Consider the following 18,354-nt stretch of genomic DNA (forward strand, 5'->3'; position numbering starts at 1 on the left):
AACAAAAGGCTAGAGCCTCGGTTTACCGAGGCTCTAGGTAAGGCAGCGGCGCCGATGCGGCAACCCTGAAGCTGGCTGACCGGATAAAAGGCTTAACTGTCAGCCGGTTGCCGGCTCCGTAAAACCACGGCGAAGGTTCAGGCCGCCGGCTGGGCGGCTGCGTTCTCATCAGCGAGCAGGTGCAACAGGGCGCTCTTGATCGCGGCCTGCCGGGTCGGCGCAGTGATCTGCGCGCCCAGGAGGTCGGTGACGTAGAACACGTCGCGGGCGCGCTCGCCGAAGGTCGCGACATGGGCGGAGGCGATATTGAGGTTGAGCTTCGAGATCGCGGTGGTGAGCTGGTACAGCAGGCCGGGCCGGTCGAGGCCGGAAACCTCGATCACGGTGTAGCGGTCCGACCACTGGTTATTAATGGTGACTTCGGGCTCGACGGTGAACGCCTTCACCTTGCTGCCGCTGCTGCGATGGACGGCGCGGCGCGCCATCGCCTCCGGCAGGCGCAACTTGCCTTCCAGCACGTCCTCGATCATCTCGCCGATCCGGGTGGCGCGCCGACCTTCGTCCTCGTCGCGGTCGTATTCCCGGGAGATCGCGATGGTGTCGAGCGCGCGGCCGTCGGTCGTGGTGTAGATCTGGGCGTCGACGATATTGGCCCCTGCGGAAGCGCAGGCGCCGGCGATGATCGACAATAGCCAGGGATGGTCGGTCGCCCAGATCGTCAGTTCGGTAACGCCGCGCGCCTCGTCGAATCCGACATTGATCGCAAGCTTGTGCCCGGCCTGCTCGCTGGCGCGGATGAAGCGTGCCTGCCGGATCTTGCGCGGCAATTCGACCTTGAGCCAGTACGCCGGATAATGCCGCTCGATGTAGGCGTTGAGCTCCGCCTCTGGCCATTCGGTGAAGGCGGCACGGAATTCGGCCTGCGCCACCGCGATGCGGCGGGCGCGGTTCACTTCCGAGAAGCCGCCGGTCAGGACCGGTTCGGTTTCGTAATAGAGCGTGCGCAGGAGTTGCGCCTTCCAACCGTTCCAGACGCCGGGGCCGACGCCGCGGATGTCGGCGGTGGTGAGGATCGTCAGCAGTTTCATCTGCTCGACCGATTGCACGACTGCGGCGAAATTCTCTATGGTCTTGCGGTCAGAGAGATCGCGCGACTGCGCGACCGTCGACATCGTCAGGTGGTCCTCGATCAGCCATGCGACGAGTTCGGTGTCGGCGTTGCTGAAGCCAAGCCGCGGGCATAGCCGCCGCGCCACCTTCGCGCCGGCGACCGAATGATCCTCGGGTCGGCCCTTGGCGATATCGTGCAGCAGGGTCGCGATATAGAGCACCGGACGATGCTCAGGGCGGATCTTGCGGAACAGGTCGCTGGCGACAATGAACTCGTCATTGCCGCCGCGCTCGATCTCCTGCAGGAAGCCGATGCAGCGGATCAGGTGCTCGTCCACCGTGTAGTGGTGGTACATGTTGAACTGCATCATCGACACGATCTTGCCGAAGGCGCGGATGAAGTGACCGAGCACGCCGGTCTCGTTCATCCGCCGCAGCACGATCTCGGCATTGTCTGATGTCAGGATCTCCATGAACAGCCGATTGGCTTCCGCATCTTCGCGAAGCTGCGTGTTCACGAGCTTGAGCGAGCGTGTCACGGTGCGCATCGCGTCGGGATGGAAGGCGAGGTTGTTCTTCTGCGCCAGACGGAAGATGCGGATCAGGTTGACCGGATCGTGCTTGAAGACGTCGGGCGCGGCCAGGTTGATGCGGTTGTTGTCGACGATGAAGTCGTCGCTCTCGGGCACGCGCCGCTTGGTGCTGCCCGGCCGCAAGCGCGCTACCATGCGGCTCAGCACCGGCGCCGGCTTCTTCTGCTCTTCCTCCAGCTTGGCGCACAGAATTGCGGTGAGGTCGCCGACGTCCTTGGCGATCAGGAAGTAATGCTTCATGAAGCGTTCGACGTCCTGCATGCCGGGATGCGAAGTGTAGCCGAGCCTGACCGCGATCTCGCGCTGGACGTCGAACGACAGCCGCTCCTCGGCGCGGCCGGCGAAGAAATGGATGTTGCAGCGCACCGACCACAGGAAATCGGCACAGCGGCGGAAGGTGCGGTATTCCTGCGCATCGAACACGCCGCGTTCGAGCAATTCATCGGTCTCGCGCACGCGGTAGACGTATTTCGCGATCCAGAACAGCGTGTGCAGGTCGCGCAGGCCGCCCTTGCCGTCCTTGACGTTGGGCTCGACCAGATAGCGCGACTGTCCGGCGCGGCGGTGCCGCTCCTCGCGCTCGGCCAGTTTGGCGGTGACGAATTCGGCGGCGGTGCCCTGCACGACGTCCTTGTCAAAGCGGTCGACCAGTTCGTCATAGAGCGGCCGGTCGCCGGTCAGGAACCGCGTTTCCAGGATCGCGGTGCGGATCGTCATGTCGCCGCGCGCCTGGCGGATCGATTCATCGACCGAGCGCGTGGCATGGCCGACCTTCAGTCCCATGTCCCACAGGCAGTAAAGGATCGCTTCGGCGACCTGCTCGCCCCAGGCGGTCTGCTTGTAGGGCAGGATGAACAACAGATCGATGTCGGACTCCGGCGCCATCAGGCCGCGGCCATAGCCGCCGGTGGCGACGACCGCCATGCGCTCCTCGCCGGAGGGGATCGGCGAGTGATAGAGGTGCTTGGTCGCCGCCGCATAGAGGATGCGGATGATCTCGTCCTGCACGAAGCAGAGCCGCTCCGCGCAGCGCCGGCCGTGGCGGTTCTTGAGCAGCACGGCCTGCGCCGTGGCGCGTGCCCCGATCAGTTCCGCCTTGAGCAGTTGCGCCATGGCCGAGCGGAATTGGTCCTCGCGGCCCGCGTGCTTCTCGGCGAGCGCGTCGACCGCGGCGGTGATCCGCGCGGTATCGAAACGGTCATCCACTTCCGGGTGGGGTTCGGCCACGACACTATCCATGGTCTATCCCGATAAAGGACGGCGCCTGCGCTGTCACGGGACATTGTGGACCCGCGATCACTCTGTGCTGAATTCCCGTTGATTTGAGCAAAGCCATTCTCACGTTGCCGCCTTCAGGGCGTGGATTTTCTCATTGACCTTCCAGCATAACTCATTGAGATAAAAAGACGTTTCACCAAGATTTTTCCAACACCTGGAGGCTGAGGATGGTCCGGATTTCACGGCGCGCTGTGGCTGCGATGATCGCAGGTTTGACGCTTGCGCCCGCGGCAAGTTTTGCGGCGGAGCCGCTCAAGGAGATACGTATCGACTGGGCGACCTACAATCCGGTCTCGCTGGTCCTGAAGCAGAAAGGGCTCCTGGAAAAGGAGTTCGCCAAGGACGGCATCAGCATCGTCTGGGTGCAATCCGCCGGCTCCAACAAGGCGCTCGAATTCCTCAACGCGGGCTCGATCGATTTCGGCTCGACGGCGGGCTCGGCCGCGCTGGTCGCCAAGATCAACGGCAACCCGATCAAGTCGATCTATGTCTATTCGCGTCCGGAATGGACCGCGCTGGTCACGGGCAAGGATTCCAAGATCGCCTCGGTCGCCGACCTCAAGGGCAAGCGCGTCGCGGTGACCCGCGGCACAGATCCGCACATCTTCCTGGTGCGCGCGCTGCTTGATGCCGGCCTCTCTGAAAAGGACATCACGCCGGTGCTGCTCCAGCACGCCGACGGCAAGACCGCGCTGATCCGCGGCGACGTCGACGCCTGGGCCGGCCTCGACCCGATGATGGCGCAGGCGGAAGTCGAGGACGGCGCAAAACTGTTCTTCCGCAAAGCGGACGCCAACACCTGGGGCATCCTCAACGTGCGCGAGCAGTTCCTGAAGGACCACCCGGACGTGGTCCGTCGCGTGCTCGCCGTTTACGAGGAGGCCCGCAAATATTCGCTGGCGAATTACGACGAGCTGAAGAAGACCTTCATTGCCGTGACCAAGCTGCCGGAGGCGGTGGTCGACAAGCAGCTCAAGGAGCGCACCGAGTTGACCCACAGCCGGATCGGCGCCCCGCAGCGCGATTCGATCCTCGCCGCAGGGCTCGCGCTGCAGCAGGCCGGCGTGGTCGACGCCAAGGTCGACGTGAAGGCGGTGCTGAATTCGCTGATCGACGACCAGGTCCCGCTGCCGACGAATTGACAATCCGTAGCCCGGGTGGAGCGCAGCGCGACCCGGGACGACGAATGCCCACCTTGCAATTCGGCGCGGGAAAGGGTTCTTGCCGTGGCGATGACCATTGAAGTGCCAGTGCTGGAACAACCCGACGCCGCCATGCCGCCTGCGGCAGCGCGGCTGTCGCGTTTTGTGCGGCCGGCGCTCGGGCTGCTGCTGCCGCTAGGCCTCGCCCTCGGCTGGGAGCTGGTGGTCTGGCTCGGCTTTTCCAACGGCCGATTGGTGCCGCCGCCGACGAAGGTCTTCGCCACGATCGTGGAACTGGCGAAAAGCGGCGAGCTGTCGCGGCACATCATCACGACGCTGTCCCGCGTTGCCGCGGGCTTTGCGCTCGGCGTCGTCGCCGGCACGCTGCTCGGCGCCGTCTCCGGCTATTGGGGCTTGGCGCGGCGGCTGCTCGATCCGACCGTGCAGGCGCTGCGCGCGATCCCCTCGATTGCCTGGGTGCCGCTGTTCATCCTCTGGCTTGGCATTTTCGAAACCTCGAAGGTCGCGCTGATCGCGGTCGGCGTGTTCTTCCCGGTCTATCTTGGCGTGATGGGCGCGATCCACTCGGTCGACCGCAAGATCGTCGAGGTCGGCCGCATCTTCCGCCTCTCGGGCCCGGCGATGATCCGCCGCATCCTTCTGCCAGCGGTCTTGCCGGCCTATGTGGTGGCGCTCCGCGTCGGCCTTGGTCTCGGCTGGATGTTCGTGGTCGCCGCCGAGTTCATGGGCGCCTCCGAGGGGCTCGGCTATCTCCTGATCGACGGCCAGCAGCTCGGCAAGCCGGCGCAGATCGTCGCCGCGATCGTGATCTTCGCGATCCTCGGCAAGACTACCGACTGGCTGATCGAGCTCGCCACCGCGCCGCTGTTGCGCTGGCAGGACGCTTTCGGCCGCGGGCGCGGAGCGGCCTGATGCTCGCCCTTCGTAACGTCGGCAAGACCTATCCCAACGGGGTCCATGCGCTTTCGCGCTTCTCCTCCGAGATCAAGCCGGGCGAGATCATCGCCATCATCGGCGGGTCCGGTTGCGGCAAGTCGACGCTGCTCCGTGCCATCGCCGGGCTCGATCGCGCCACGTCAGGCACGGTGACGCTCGATGGCGCCACCATCACCGCGCCGCACGCCAAGATCGGCATCATCTTCCAGGAGCCGCGGCTGCTGCCCTGGCTCAGCGTCGCCGACAATATCGGCTTCGGCCTCTCGGACCTGCCGGCCGATGCACGACGTGAAAAGGTGGCGCGCGCGCTGGCCCGTGTCGGCCTCGCCGACAAGGCCAATGCCTGGCCGCGCGAGCTTTCCGGCGGGCAGGCGCAGCGGGTCGCGATCGCGCGTGCCTTGGTGCCGCAGCCGGAGGTGCTGCTCTTGGACGAGCCGTTCTCCGCGCTCGACGCCTTCACCCGGCGCGACCTGCAGGATCATCTGCTCGACCTCTGGGCCGACACAAGGCCGACGCTGATCCTGGTGACACATGACGTCGACGAGGCCGTGGTGCTGGCGGACCGCGTGCTGGTGATGCGGCCGCGGCCGGGCCGGCTGTTCGAGGAGATCGCGATCAACCTGGCGCGGCCGCGCGACCGCAACTCGTCGCCTACAGACAATTTCAAGCGTCGCGTGCTCACCGCGCTCGACCGCTCGCTCGATCGCAACGTGCCGGACAATGAGACGAGCTCGACCGCCGGCGAAGCGATGTGGTGGTGACACCGGCGCCCCCAGGGAGTACACGGAAAGACAGAAAATCCGGGAGAACAACAATGGACGCCACCGAGCTCCGCGCGCTGCAAGCCCCGATCAAGGAACGCTACAAGACCGACCCCGCCACCGCCGTTATCACGCTGAAAGCCAAGGGCTCGATCGAGAACGAAGGCATCGCCTGCAAGGTCGAAACCGGCCGTGCGCTCGCGGTCGCCGGCCTTCATCCGGCAACCGGCGGCTCCGGGCTGGAACTCTGCTCCGGCGACATGCTGCTCGAAGCGCTGGTCGCTTGCGCGGGCGTGACGCTGAAATCGGTCGCGACTGCGATCGAGGTGCCGCTCCGCAGCGGCAACGTGTTCGCTGAAGGCGATCTCGATTTCCGCGGCACGCTTGGCGTCGACAAGGAGGCCCCGGTTGGCTTCGCCGAGATCCGCCTGCGCTTCGAGGTCGACACCGACGCACCGCAGGACAAGCTCGACCTCCTGCTGAAGCTGACCGAGCGCTATTGCGTGGTCTACCAGACCATCAGGCACGGCCCGCAGGTCGCCGTCTCGATGAAGCGGGTGTGATGTCTCGTCGTCCCGGCCTTGAGCCGGGACCCATACCCCCTCTGCTTCTATTTTGCTTACCGCTGTTCGAACGCCTTCGCGCCACACGAAGGTCTGTGGTTATGGGCCCCGGCTCAAGGCCGGGGCGACGGCCCGATGCCCCCCGAATTCATCTTCCTGCTGATGCTGCTATTGCGCATGGCGATCACGGCCGCCTTTGTCGTGACCGCCTCCGTCATCACCGAGCGTTCAGGGCCGGTGATCGGCGCGCTGGTGGCAACCTTGCCGATCTCGGCGGGACCGTCCTATGTCTTCCTCGCGCTTGACCATGATGCGGCCTTCATCGCCGAGGGTGCGCTCGCGAGCCTGCCGATCAATGCGGCGACGATCTATCTCGGATTGACCTATGTCGTGCTGGCACAGCGCCACAGTGCGTTGCTCAGCACGGCCGCAGCCGTCGCGGTATGGATTATACTCGCGTCCATCTTCTGCCAGTTCCACTGGACGCTCGCCGCCGGGCTGATCATGAACGTCATCACCTTTGCGATCTGCGTGCCGCTGTTGCAGCGCTATCGCCATGTGAAGAAGATGCCGCTGATCACCCGCCGCTGGTACGACATACCCCTGCGCGCCTCGCTGGTCGCGACGTTGGTGGCGGTCGTGGTGACGTCCTCGGGCTGGGTCGGCCCGCGGGTCAGCGGCATCATCGCGTTGTTTCCGGTGGTCTTCACCTCGATGATGCTGATCCTGCACCCGCGCATCGGCGGCCCGCCGACAGCAGCCGTGATCGCCAACGGCGCCTGGGGCCTGATGGGATTTGGGATTGCGATCGCGGTGCTGCATGTCGGCGCGCTGCAGTTCGGTTCGGCGATCGGTCTGAGTCTGGCCCTTGCCACCTGCGTGACCTGGAATCTCGGCCTGTGGTGGCACGGCCGGCGACGATTGCTTCGAACTTAGATCCTCATGGTGAGGAGCGCGTAGCGCGTCTCGAACCATGAGGCCCCGATCGCGCCCCTGGCCCATCCCTCGAGACGCCGCCTCGCGGCTCCTCGGGATGAGGAGACGCGTAGGGTGGGCAAAGGCGCTCTTGCGCCGTGCCCACCATCCACGTTCTGCCCGCGATGGTGGGCACGCTGCGCTTTGCCCACCCTACGGCAGGGTCTACTGCTTCGGCAGTTTTGCCCTCAGCGCGTAGAGCGCGTCCAGCGCCTCGCGTGGCGACATCTCGTCGGGGTGCAGCGCTTTCACCGCCTCCACCAGAAGCTCTGCCTCGCTCGGCGGTGCTGCTTCCGCGGCGGCGCGGGAGGGGACGGCGAACAGCGGGAGGTCATCGACCAAAGCGCGCGCGGTCTGGCCGCGGTCCTGCGCCTCCAGTTTCGCCAGCACGGATTTCGCCCGGGTGATCACCGCTGGCGGCAATCCTGCGAGCTTTGCCACCTGGATGCCGTAGGAACGATCTGCCGAGCCCGGCAGCACCTCGTGCAGGAACACGACATTGCCCTGCCATTCCTTCACCCGCACCGTGGCGTTGAACAGTCGCGGCAGTCTTGCCGAGAGCGCGGTGAGCTCGTGATAATGGGTCGCGAACAGTGTGCGGCAGCGGTTGTTCTCATGCAGATGCTCGATCGCGGCCCAGGCGATCGAGAGGCCGTCGAAGGTCGCCGTGCCACGGCCGATCTCGTCGAGGATCACCAGCGAGCGTTCGCTCGCCTGGTTGAGGATCGCCGCCGTCTCGACCATCTCGACCATGAAGGTCGAGCGTCCCCGCGCGAGGTCATCAGCCGCGCCGACGCGGGAGAACAGGCGGTCGATAATGCCAATCCGCGCCCGCGACGCCGGCACATAGCTTCCGATCTGCGCCAGCAGCGCGATCAGCGCATTCTGGCGCAGGAAGGTCGATTTGCCGGCCATGTTCGGACCGGTGAGGAGCCAGAGCTGTCCGGATTTCTGCGCCGGCCCCGGTGAGAGGTCGCAAGCGTTGGCGATGAACGGCTGGCCATCGCGCTTCAAGGCCTGCTCGACCACCGGATGGCGGCCGCCTTCGATCGCAAAGCCTAGGGAATGCTCGACCTCGGGCCGCACGTAGTTCTCGTCGACCGCGAGCTTTGCGAGCGCGGTCGCGACATCGAGCAGCGCGAAGGCGTGCGCGGCGGCGCGCAGATCGCCGCTTGCGGCAAGCGCCATGGCGCTGAGCCGGTCGAAGATCTCGAGCTCGAGATTGAGCGAGCGGTCGCCGGCATTGGCGATCTTGGCTTCGATCTCGCCGAGTTCGGAGGTGGTGAAGCGGACCTGGCCGGCGAGCGTCTGGCGATGGATGAAGGTCGCGTTCAAGGGCGGCGTCATCAGTTTGTCGCCGTGCTGCGCGGTCACCTCGACGAAATAGCCGAGCACATTGTTGTGCCGGATCTTGAGCGCCTTGACGGAGGTCACCTCGGCGTAGCGCGCCTGCATCGAAGCAACGACAAGGCGTGAGGCATCGCGCAGGTTTCGGCTTTCGTCCAGCGCAGCTTCATAGCCTTCGCGAACGAAACCGCCGTCGCGCTTGATCAGCGGCAATTGCTCGGCGAGCGCGCGCTCGAATTCATGCGCCAAGTCCCGCGACGGGCGGCGCAGCGCCTCCATTACGGCCACGATTTCAGCGGGCGGCTGATCGAGCTGCGCCAGCCGCACCAAGGCCTGATCGGCGGCCAGGATGCCGTCGCGGAGCCCTGCGAGATCGCGCGGGCCGCCGCGGCCGACCGATAGCCGCGCCAACGCGCGGGACATGTCGGGCGCCGCGCGCAGCACGCTGCGGATATCCTCGCGCGCGGCACTATCCGCGACGAAGGCCGAGCTCGCATCGAGCCGCCGCGTGATCGCAGCGCTGTCAGTGAGCGGCGCCGCGAGCCGCTGCGCCAACAGGCGCGAGCCGGCAGCGGTCACGGTGCAGTCGATCGCATCGAGCAGCGAGCCGCGGCGTTCGCCGGCGAGCGTTCGGGTCAATTCGAGATTGGCGCGCGTCGCCGGGTCAATCGCCATCGTCGTGCCGACCGCTTCGCGCGAGGGCGGCGACAATGGCGGCCGTTTGCCCACCTGCGTGCGGTCGATATAGGTGACGGCGGCCGCGGCGGCGGTGGCTTCCAATCGCGACATTGCGGCGAGGCCGTCCATGGTCGCGACCGCGAAATAGTCGCACAGCCGCCGCTCGGCGGTGGCGCCGTCAAAGACGTCACGGGTGAGCGGCGTCACCGCCGGCAATTCTCGCAGCAGTGCCCCGAACTCGACGTCGTTATAGAGTGCATCGGTGACGATGGCTTCATTCGGATTGATCCGCGCCAGCGTCGCCGGAAGCTCCGCGACGGAGCATTCCGTCACCATGAATTCCGAGGTCGAAATATCGATCCAGGCGAGCCCGATGCGGTCGCCGCCGGACGAGCCGCGGGCGCGCGCAATCGCCAGAAGGTAATTATTGGTGCGGGCATCGAGCAGCGTGTCTTCGGTCAGCGTGCCCGGTGTCACCAGCCGAACCACGTCGCGCTTCACCACGCTTTTGTTGCCGCGGGCGCGCGCCGTCGCCGGATCCTCGCTCTGCTCGCACACGGCGACGCGATGGCCGGCCGCGATCAATCGGTGCAGGTAATCCTCGGCGCGTTCGACCGGCACGCCGCACATCGGGATGTCCATGCCCTGATGCTTGCCGCGTTTGGTCAGGACGATGCCGAGCGCCTTCGAGGCAATCTCGGCATCCTCGAAGAACAATTCGTAGAAATCGCCCATCCGGTAGAACAGGAGCAGGCCCTGATTGGCGGCCTTGATCTCGAGATACTGTTCCATCATCGGCGTGATGCGCGTAGGCGCCTCCGCATTCGACGTCGCTTCGGGTGGAACAGGAATGGGCTGCTGGACGGTCATGAGGGGGCGGAAACTACAAAATTTCGTCCTTCCGTCCCACCGCTTTGCCGGCCGATTGAAGGTTTTCCACCCTCTCCACGTCGTGAGAGCGGGCGAGGGGCGCGTTCCCGTCAATTGACCTCTCGTCGGGGCGCTCCTAAAACTCGGCCCCAATCCAAGCCTCTAGCGCCGAACCGGCGGCAATCAGGGAGAGAATCGATGCGTGATGTCTACATTTGTGATGCCGTCCGGACCCCGATCGGCCGCTTCGGCGGATCTCTCGCCAAGGTGCGCACCGACGATCTCGCCGCCACCCCGATCAAGGCGCTGATGGCGAAGCATCCGAATCTGGACTGGGCGCAGGTGGATGAGGTCTTTTTTGGCTGCGCCAACCAGGCCGGCGAGGACAACCGCAACGTTGCGCGCATGGCGCTGCTGCTCGCGGGCATGCCTCATACGGTTCCCGGCCAGACGCTGAACCGGCTTTGTGCCTCCGGCCTCGACGCGGTCGGCGCCGCCGGCCGCGCCATCCGCGCCGGCGAGATCGATTTCGCGATCGCCGGCGGTGTTGAATCGATGACGCGGGCGCCGTTCGTGATGGGCAAGGCGGCGGAAGCGTTCTCGCGCTCGGCCGAAATCTTCGACACCACGATCGGCTGGCGCTTCATCAATCCCCTGATGAAGGCGCAGTATGGCGTCGATGCGATGCCGGAGACCGGCGAGAACGTCGCCGAGGAATTCCAGGTCTCGCGCGCTGACCAGGATGCGTTCGCGATCCGCTCGCAGCAGCGCGCAGGCGCCGCAATCGCGGCCGGCTATTTCGCCGAGGAGATCACGCCGGTCTCCGCGCCGGGCGGCAAGGCGGGCCCCATTACCGTTGACAAGGATGAGCATCCGCGTCCGGAGACGACGCTGGAAGGCCTCGCCAAGCTGAAGCCGGTGGTGCGCAATCCCGGCACGGTGACGGCCGGCAATGCCTCCGGCGTCAACGACGGCGCCGCCGCCATGATCCTTGCCTCCGAGGCCGCCGTGAAGAAGCACGGGTTGACGCCGCGGGCGCGCATCCTCGGGCTCGCATCGGCCGCGGTGCCGCCGCGCATCATGGGCATCGGCCCGGTGCCGGCGACGCGCAAATTGATGGAGCGGCTCGGCCTCAAGATCACTGATTTCGATTTGATCGAGCTCAATGAGGCCTTCGCCTCGCAGGGCATAGCCTGCCTGCGCCAGCTCGGGGTCAAGGAAGATGCCGACTTCGTGAACCCGCATGGTGGCGCTATCGCGCTCGGCCATCCCCTCGGCATGAGCGGCGCGCGGCTCGCCCTGACGGCGGTGCATGGCATGGAGAAGCGGGGCGGAAAGCTTGCCTTGGCAACCATGTGCGTCGGCGTCGGCCAGGGCGTTGCGGCAGCGATCGAGAAGTTGAATTGATCTGTCTGCGTCATTGCGAGCGAAGCGAAGCAATCCATTTCGCCGCTTGCTGAGGCATGGATTGCTTCGCTTCGCTCGCAATGACGGGATAGAAAGGCGAAAAACACCGCTTTTCCGGGTTAGTTATATCCTATAATGATCTGACGGCTGGCTCACCGGCAAGGAGCGCCAGGGAGGAAATCGTCATGACCTTGCTCTATCCGCTGCAATCGCTCGCGGCGCATCCGCCGCGGCTATCGCCAGGCTATCGCTCGACGGTCAAGCGCGCGCCGCAAAAGCCGCTGATTCCGATCCGGCAAACGCTCTCCGAACTGACCGGCCCGGTCTATGGCCACGAGACCGTGCGCGAGAACGACAACGACCTCACGATCCAGCACAAGGGCGAGCCGCTTGGCGAACGCATCATCGTGCACGGCCATGTGCTCGACGAGGACGGCCGCGGCGTGCCCAACGCGCTGGTCGAGTTGTGGCAGGCCAATGCCTGCGGCCGCTACGTCCATGTCGTCGATCAGCATCCGGCGCCGCTCGATCCGAACTTCACCGGCGCCGGCCGCGCGCAGACCGATGCGAGCGGCTATTACAGGTTCATCACGATCAAGCCCGGCGCCTACCCGTGGGGCAATCACCACAACGCCTGGCGCCCGGCCCACATCCATTTCTCGGTATTCGGCCATTCCTTTATCTCGCGCCTGGTGACACAGATGTATTTCCCGGCCGATCCCTTGTTTCCGTTCGATCCGATCTTCAATTCGGTGACGGACGAGAAGGCGCGCGCGCGGATGATCTCGTCGTTCGATCTCGAGAACACCCAGCCGGAATGGGCGCTGTGCTACCGCTTCAACATTGTCCTGCGCGGCAGGAACGCGACGCCGATGGAGAATAAATAGTGAGCGAGCAGCGGCCGGACGGCATCACGCCATCGCAGACGGTCGGCCCGTATTTCAAATACGGCCTGACGCCGAACGGAGAGTACGCGTGGAACGACGCCTTCACCAACAACCTGATTACGCCTGACGTTTCCGGCGAGCGCATCCGCGTCGAAGGCACGGTGTTCGACGGCGACGGCGTGCCGGTGCCGGACTGCATGCTGGAGATCTGGCAGGCCGACGCGCAGGGCCGGTTCTCCGATCCGCAGGATGCCAGCGCACTGCCGAACAGCTCGTTCAAGGGGTTTGGCCGCGTCGGCACCGATGCCAAGGGCGGCTACTCCTTCGACACCATCAAGCCGGGCCAGGTACCTGATCCGGACGGCAAGCCGCAGGCGCCGCACATTTTGCTCGCGGTGTACGCGCGCGGCATGCTGCTGCATCTCTACACCCGGATCTATTTCGACGATGAGGCGGCCAACGCCACCGATCCCGTGCTGGCGCTGGTGCCGTCGGATCGCCGCGCGACGCTGATTGCCCAGCGCAAGGCGAGTGCGGCCTACGTGCTCGACATCCACCTGCAGGGCGACAACGAGACGGTGTTCTTCGACGTGTGACTCCCGGCCGTCATTGCGAGGAGCGAAGCGACGAAGCAATCCGTCTCTCCGCAAGTGGAGGCATGGATTGCTTCGCGGAGCCTGTCATCGGGCGGCGCTACGCGCCGACCCGGTGGCTCGCAATGACGGGGTCCGCGTTCTGAGCGTAAATATGCGCTGTCCTCATCGAACATTCGGCAAATAGCGCGATCCCTCCTTCCCCAAAAACTCCAGCATCGCCTGCGCCGGCGGCAGCAGGATCTTGTCGGCGCGGCGCATCGCGTGCCATTGGCGCATCACGGGCAGGCCCGCGACCTTGAGCACCACCAGCCGCCCTTCCTCCAGTTCGTGGAACACGGTGTGCTGGGAAATGAAGGCGATGCCGAGCCCGGCCATCACCGCCTGCTTGATGGTCTCGTTGCTGTCCATGGCCATGCCGACCTTGGGCTCGATCCGATGCTTCTGGAAGAACTGCTCCATCAGCATCCGCGTGCCGGAGCCGTGCTCGCGGGTGATGAAGGTCTCAAAGGCGAGATCGCTAGCCGCGACGCGCTTCTTTCCATTGAGCCGATGATCGGCGGCGGCGATGATCACGTGCGGATGCCTGCCGAGCGGGCGCATCTCGACCTCGATGTCCGGTGGCGGCTGCCCCATCACGGCGATATCGAGATCGTAGCCGCGCAGCGCGTCGCGGATGTCCTCGCGGTTGCCGATCCTGAGCGTCACGTCGATCTTCGGGTAGCGCTGCGAGAACGCCGCGATCGCGAACGGCACGAAGTATTTCGCGGTGCTGACCGCGCCCATCGCGACACGCCCGCCGCTCTTGCCCGCAATCATGTCGAGCGACTGTTCGCAGTCGGCGAGCGCGGATTCGATGCGCTCGACCAGCGCGAGAACGGTGCGGCCGGCATCGGTCAACGCCATGCCTTCAACTGTGCGCTGGATCAGCGGCAGGCCGGCGAGTTCCTGCAGGTTGCGAAGCTGCAGGGTGACCGCCGGCTGGGTGAGGTTGAGCCGGTTCGCCGCGCCCGTGATCGAGCCGGCCGCATGCACGGCGGTCAATGCGCGTAGCTGACGAAGGGTGAGGTCGCGCGAGAAATGCCCCGGCATGAGCACCTCCATAAAAAATACTTTGGACACACTTAAGATATTAAAATTTCACTAATTCGGCAATTCGCGTGTTGATAGTGGCGACAGCGACTCCAACCCGGAGCCGCGTCAAGCGAAGTCCCGTCGAGAGGGCTCGATGAATGGGAGAGCGGCCGTGGATCATCTTCCTGCATTGCATGCCTATCTCGACGATCCCGCGCGTCAGGACAGCGTCCGCGCCGCAGCCGTCGCGGTGGTGGAGGCGCTGGCCGCGGCGGCGGTCGAACTCGCAGGCGTCATCGCCTCGGGCCCGCTGGTCGGCATCACCGGCCGCGACGGCGCGGTCAACCCCGACGGCGACACCCAAAAGGACATCGATGTTGTCGCAGATCGGCTGATGCGCGACGCCCTGCGCACAGCGCCGGTGGCCGCCGTGCTCTCGGAGGAAGTGGAACTGCCGGAGACGCTCGATGCCGAGGCGCCGCTCTGTGTCGCGATCGACCCGCTCGACGGCTCGGCCAATCTTGCGAACAACATCTCGGTTGGCACCATCTTTTCGATCCGGCCCAAAGCGCGTGACATCCTCTCGACCTTCTTCGAGCCCGGCACCGCGCAGATCGCCGCGGGCTTTTTCATCTATGGCCCGCAGACCGTGCTGGTGCTGGCACTCGACCAGCGCGTCGATGTCTTCACACTGTATCCCCCGACGCGCGAATTCGTGCTGACCGGGCGCGGCGTCCGCATTCCGCCCGATACACCAGAGTTCGCGATCAACGCCTCCAACCGCCGGCACTGGAGCGGCGCCGTGCGTGGCTATATCGACGAATGCCTCGCGGGCGCCAATGGCGACTGCGGCCGCGATTTCAACATGCGCTGGATCGGATCGCTGGTGGCGGAAGCCTACCGCATCCTGGTCCGTGGCGGCGTCTTCCTCTATCCGGCCGATGTGCGCCCGGGCTACCGCGAGGGCCGCCTGCGCCTGCTCTACGAAGCCCATCCCGTGGCGCTGATCATGGAATGGGCTGATGGCGCCGCCTCCAGCGGGCGCGCCCGCATTCTCGAGCTTTCGGCACGGACGCCGCACCAGCGGGTGCCCTTGATCATGGGATCGCCGCGCACCGTGCGCGACATCGATATGATGCACGAAGGTGTCGAGCCGCTGTTCGAAAACGCCGACGCGCCCTTGTTCGCGCGCCGCGGACTGTTTCGCTGAAGGAGGCCGGCATGTCGCGGCGTCACCCCATCATATCGGTCACGGGTTCTTCCGGCGCCGGAACGACGTCGGTCAGGAAGACCTTCGAGAACATCTTCCGGCGCGAGAATGTAAGCGCCGCCTATGTCGAGGGTGACGCCTTCCACCGCTACGACCGCGCCGAGATGCGCAGCAAGATGGTCGAGGAGGCCGATCGCGGCAACAAGCATTTCAGCCATTTCAGCCCCGAGACCAATTTGTTCGAGGATCTCGAAAAGCTGTTCCGCGACTATAGCGAGTCCGGCACCGGCACGACGCGGCACTATGTGCACGACGGGGACGAGGCGCGGCTCTATGGCGGGGATCCCGGCACTTTCACCCAATGGGAGCCGTTGCCGGAGAATTCCGATCTCCTGTTCTACGAGGGCCTGCATGGCGCCGTCGTCACCGACAAGGTGAACGTCGCCAAATATGCTGACCTCAAGATCGGCGTCGTCCCCGTCATCAATCTCGAATGGATCCAGAAGCTGCATCGCGACCGCAGCCACCGCGGCTATTCCACGGAGGCGGTGACCGATACCATCCTGCGGCGCATGCCTGACTATGTGAACTACATCTGCCCGCAGTTCACCGAGACCGACATCAACTTCCAGCGCGTGCCGACGGTCGACACATCGAATCCGTTCATCGCGCGCTGGATCCCCACACCGGACGAATCGATGGTCGTGATCCGGCTGAAGAACCCGCGCGGCATCGATTTTCCCTATCTGCTCTCGATGATTCCGCACAGCTTCATGTCGCGCGCCAATTCGATCGTGATCCACGGCGCCAAGCTCGATCTGGCGATGCAGCTCATCCTCACCCCGCTGATCCTGCAACTGATGGAACGAAAGAGGCGAACGATATGACCGCACTTGCGTCTGTGGCCAGCCGCGCCCAAGTCAGCCATGCCGAGATGGCGAACGCCATCCGCTTCCTCGCCATCGATGCCGTCGAGAAGGCGAAGTCCGGGCATCCGGGCATGCCGATGGGCATGGCCGATGTCGCGACCGTGCTGTTCTCGCGCTTCCTCAAATTCGACCCTGACGATCCGGCCTGGCCCGACCGCGACCGCTTCATCCTCTCCGCCGGCCATGGCTCGATGCTGCTCTACGCGCTGCTGCATTTGACTGGCTATGAGAGCGTGACGCTCGATCAGCTCAAGGCGTTCCGCCAGTGGGGATCGACAACTCCAGGCCATCCCGAATATGGCCACACGCCCGGCGTGGAGACGACCACCGGCCCACTCGGGCAGGGCATCGCGACCGCCGTCGGCATGGCGCTCGCCGAGCGGTTGATGAACGCGCGGTTCGGAGATGAACTCGTCGACCACTTCACCTACGTCATCGCCGGCGACGGCTGTCTGATGGAAGGCATCAGCCACGAGGCGATCTCGCTCGCGGGCCATCTACGGCTGAACCGGCTGATCGTGCTGTTCGACGACAACCGGATCTCGATCGATGGGGCGACGTCGCTGTCCTGTTCGGACCATCAGCTCGCGCGCTTCAGGGCCTCCGGCTGGTCGGCCTGTCGGATCGACGGCCATGATCCGCAAGCGGTTGCGAGGGCGATCGATGAAGCCAGGAAGAGCGACCTGCCGTCACTGATCGCCTGCCAGACCGTGATCGGCTTCGGCGCGCCGAATCGGCAAGGCAGCGAGAAGGTTCATGGTGCACCGCTCGGATCGGAGGAGGTCGCCAAAACGCGGGCGGCGCTTGATTGGCGCTACCAGCCATTTGAAATTCCGCCAGCCGTGCTTGCGGAATGGCGCGAGATCGGCGCGCGCGGCCGTGCGGCGCGGCGTGCCTGGATCGAGCGTTCACGGCGCGCCTGCAACGGCGGCGGCAGGTCGCCGTTCCACGATGCGCTGAACAAGAAGTTGCCTGGCGTCTATACCGAGGCGATGGCGAAGCTGAAGGAGCGTTTCGAGCTCGAACGTCCGAAGCTTGCGACACGGCAGGCATCGCAACACGTGATCGATGCGATCGCCGAGGTGCTGCCCAACCTGCTCGGCGGCTCGGCCGACCTGACGCACTCCAATCTCACGCTAGCGAAATCGCAAGTGCCGGTTCGCTCGGGCTGGCTGCACGGCAGCTATATCCACTATGGCGTCCGCGAGCATGCGATGGCGGCGGCGATGAATGGCATCGCGCTGCACGGCGGCTTCGTCCCCTATGGCGGAACATTCCTCGCGTTCGCCGACTACAGCCGCCCCGCGATCCGGCTCGCGGCGCTGATGGGCATCCGCGTCATTCACGTCATGACCCATGATTCGATCGGGCTGGGCGAGGATGGCCCGACCCACCAGCCGGTCGAGCATCTCGCCGCGCTCCGTGCGATTCCCAATCTGCTGGTGTTCCGTCCTGCCGATCCAATCGAGACCGCGGAAGCCTGGGATTGCGCGCTGCAAGCCGAGACCTCGCCGTCGATCCTGTGCCTGTCGCGGCAGGCGCTACCCGCCTTCCGCGACGTGACCGATACCAACTACGTCGCGCTCGGTGCCTATGTGGCGATCGAGCCGGACGGAGGCCGTGACGTCACGCTGATTGCAACCGGCTCGGAAGTATCGATCGCGCTCGAGGCGGCGAAGCTGCTTGGAAGCGAGAACATCCGCGCCGCCGTCGTTTCCGCGCCGTGCTTCGATTTGTTCCGGAAGCAGCCGCGCGACTATCAGGCCAAGGTGCTGGGCGATGCGCCGTGCGTCGGCATCGAGGCTGCCGTCGAAGGCGATTGGGCGCGCTGGCTCGGCGACGACGGCGAGTTCGTCGGCATGAACGGTTTCGGCGCCTCCGCACCGGCCGACGTGCTCTACCGCGAGTTCGGCATCACGCCGGCCGCCGTCGCTGCCGCGGCCAGACGCGTGATCCAGAGGGCAAACGAAAGGAAATAAG

Annotated in this window: 14 protein-coding genes; 11 read left to right on the plus strand and 3 right to left on the minus strand. The window is 65.3% G+C overall.

Going from position 1 to position 18,354, the window contains the following annotated elements:
* Positions 1-137 precede the first annotated feature (137 nt).
* The gene (locus OZ411_RS16435) at positions 138-2,942 is read right to left on the minus strand and encodes a [protein-PII] uridylyltransferase (RefSeq protein ID WP_282528803.1); all 2,805 of its coding nucleotides are present in this window, start codon (positions 2,940-2,942) and stop codon (positions 138-140) included.
* Positions 2,943-3,181: 239 nt separating this feature from the next.
* Here OZ411_RS16435 and OZ411_RS16440 point away from each other — a divergent pair, with 239 nt between their 5' ends.
* From OZ411_RS16440 to OZ411_RS16460, 5 genes are all read left to right on the plus strand, one after another.
* A complete protein-coding gene (locus tag OZ411_RS16440; protein WP_282528826.1) occupies positions 3,182-4,123 on the plus strand; it encodes an aliphatic sulfonate ABC transporter substrate-binding protein in 942 nt (313 codons plus the stop codon).
* 90 nt (positions 4,124-4,213) lie between these two features.
* Entirely contained in the window at positions 4,214-5,056 is an 843-nt protein-coding gene (locus OZ411_RS16445) for an ABC transporter permease (protein WP_282528827.1), read from the plus strand.
* The gene (locus OZ411_RS16450; RefSeq protein ID WP_130583853.1) at positions 5,056-5,841 is read left to right on the plus strand and encodes an ABC transporter ATP-binding protein; all 786 of its coding nucleotides are present in this window, start codon (positions 5,056-5,058) and stop codon (positions 5,839-5,841) included. The genes OZ411_RS16445 and OZ411_RS16450 overlap by 1 nt, the downstream gene beginning before the upstream one ends.
* Before the next feature lie 53 nt (positions 5,842-5,894).
* The gene (locus OZ411_RS16455) at positions 5,895-6,404 is read left to right on the plus strand and encodes an OsmC family protein (protein ID WP_282528804.1); all 510 of its coding nucleotides are present in this window, start codon (positions 5,895-5,897) and stop codon (positions 6,402-6,404) included.
* 135 nt (positions 6,405-6,539) lie between these two features.
* Positions 6,540-7,340: a hypothetical protein gene (locus OZ411_RS16460; RefSeq protein WP_282528805.1), complete on the plus strand. Its 801-nt coding sequence runs from the start codon at positions 6,540-6,542 to the stop codon at positions 7,338-7,340.
* Between the two features lie 204 nt (positions 7,341-7,544).
* Here OZ411_RS16460 and mutS read toward each other — a convergent pair whose 3' ends face one another.
* On the minus strand, positions 7,545-10,274 hold the full coding sequence (gene mutS, locus OZ411_RS16465) for a DNA mismatch repair protein MutS (RefSeq protein WP_282528806.1): 2,730 nt from the start codon (positions 10,272-10,274) through the stop codon (positions 7,545-7,547).
* A 198-nt stretch (positions 10,275-10,472) separates the two neighbouring features.
* On the opposite strand from mutS, the gene pcaF reads away from it, so the two are divergent.
* The 3 genes from pcaF to pcaG all read left to right on the plus strand — a co-directional run bounded on the left by pcaF (position 10,473) and on the right by pcaG (position 13,164).
* On the plus strand, positions 10,473-11,681 hold the full coding sequence (pcaF, locus tag OZ411_RS16470; protein ID WP_282528807.1) for a 3-oxoadipyl-CoA thiolase: 1,209 nt from the start codon (positions 10,473-10,475) through the stop codon (positions 11,679-11,681).
* A gap of 185 nt (positions 11,682-11,866) precedes the next feature.
* Positions 11,867-12,568, plus strand: a complete 702-nt coding sequence (pcaH, locus tag OZ411_RS16475) for a protocatechuate 3,4-dioxygenase subunit beta (RefSeq protein WP_282528808.1) — start codon at positions 11,867-11,869, stop codon at positions 12,566-12,568.
* Entirely contained in the window at positions 12,568-13,164 is a 597-nt protein-coding gene (pcaG, locus tag OZ411_RS16480) for a protocatechuate 3,4-dioxygenase subunit alpha (protein WP_282528809.1), read from the plus strand. Before pcaH ends, pcaG begins: the two co-directional genes overlap by 1 nt.
* Before the next feature lie 162 nt (positions 13,165-13,326).
* Here pcaG and OZ411_RS16485 read toward each other — a convergent pair whose 3' ends face one another.
* Complete coding sequence (locus tag OZ411_RS16485) at positions 13,327-14,253, minus strand: LysR family transcriptional regulator (protein WP_130580523.1); 927 nt, start codon at positions 14,251-14,253, stop codon at positions 13,327-13,329.
* Positions 14,254-14,425: 172 nt separating this feature from the next.
* Between OZ411_RS16485 and OZ411_RS16490 the strand changes: the two genes are divergently transcribed.
* Genes OZ411_RS16490 through tkt form a run of 3 tightly spaced genes read left to right on the plus strand, consistent with a single transcriptional unit; the run spans position 14,426 to position 18,353 of the window.
* Positions 14,426-15,445 carry a class 1 fructose-bisphosphatase gene (locus tag OZ411_RS16490; RefSeq protein ID WP_282528828.1) on the plus strand — a complete coding sequence of 340 codons (1,020 nt, stop codon included), beginning with the start codon at positions 14,426-14,428 and terminating at the stop codon, positions 15,443-15,445.
* A gap of 11 nt (positions 15,446-15,456) precedes the next feature.
* Positions 15,457-16,332, plus strand: coding sequence for a phosphoribulokinase (locus tag OZ411_RS16495; RefSeq protein ID WP_130580521.1), 876 nt, complete (start codon positions 15,457-15,459; stop codon positions 16,330-16,332).
* Positions 16,329-18,353: a transketolase gene (gene tkt, locus OZ411_RS16500; protein ID WP_130580520.1), complete on the plus strand. Its 2,025-nt coding sequence runs from the start codon at positions 16,329-16,331 to the stop codon at positions 18,351-18,353. Before OZ411_RS16495 ends, tkt begins: the two co-directional genes overlap by 4 nt.
* The last annotated feature ends 1 nt before the right edge of the window (position 18,354 follow it).

Source organism: Bradyrhizobium sp. Arg237L, assembly GCF_029990105.1.
Classification (GTDB): domain Bacteria; phylum Pseudomonadota; class Alphaproteobacteria; order Rhizobiales; family Xanthobacteraceae; genus Bradyrhizobium.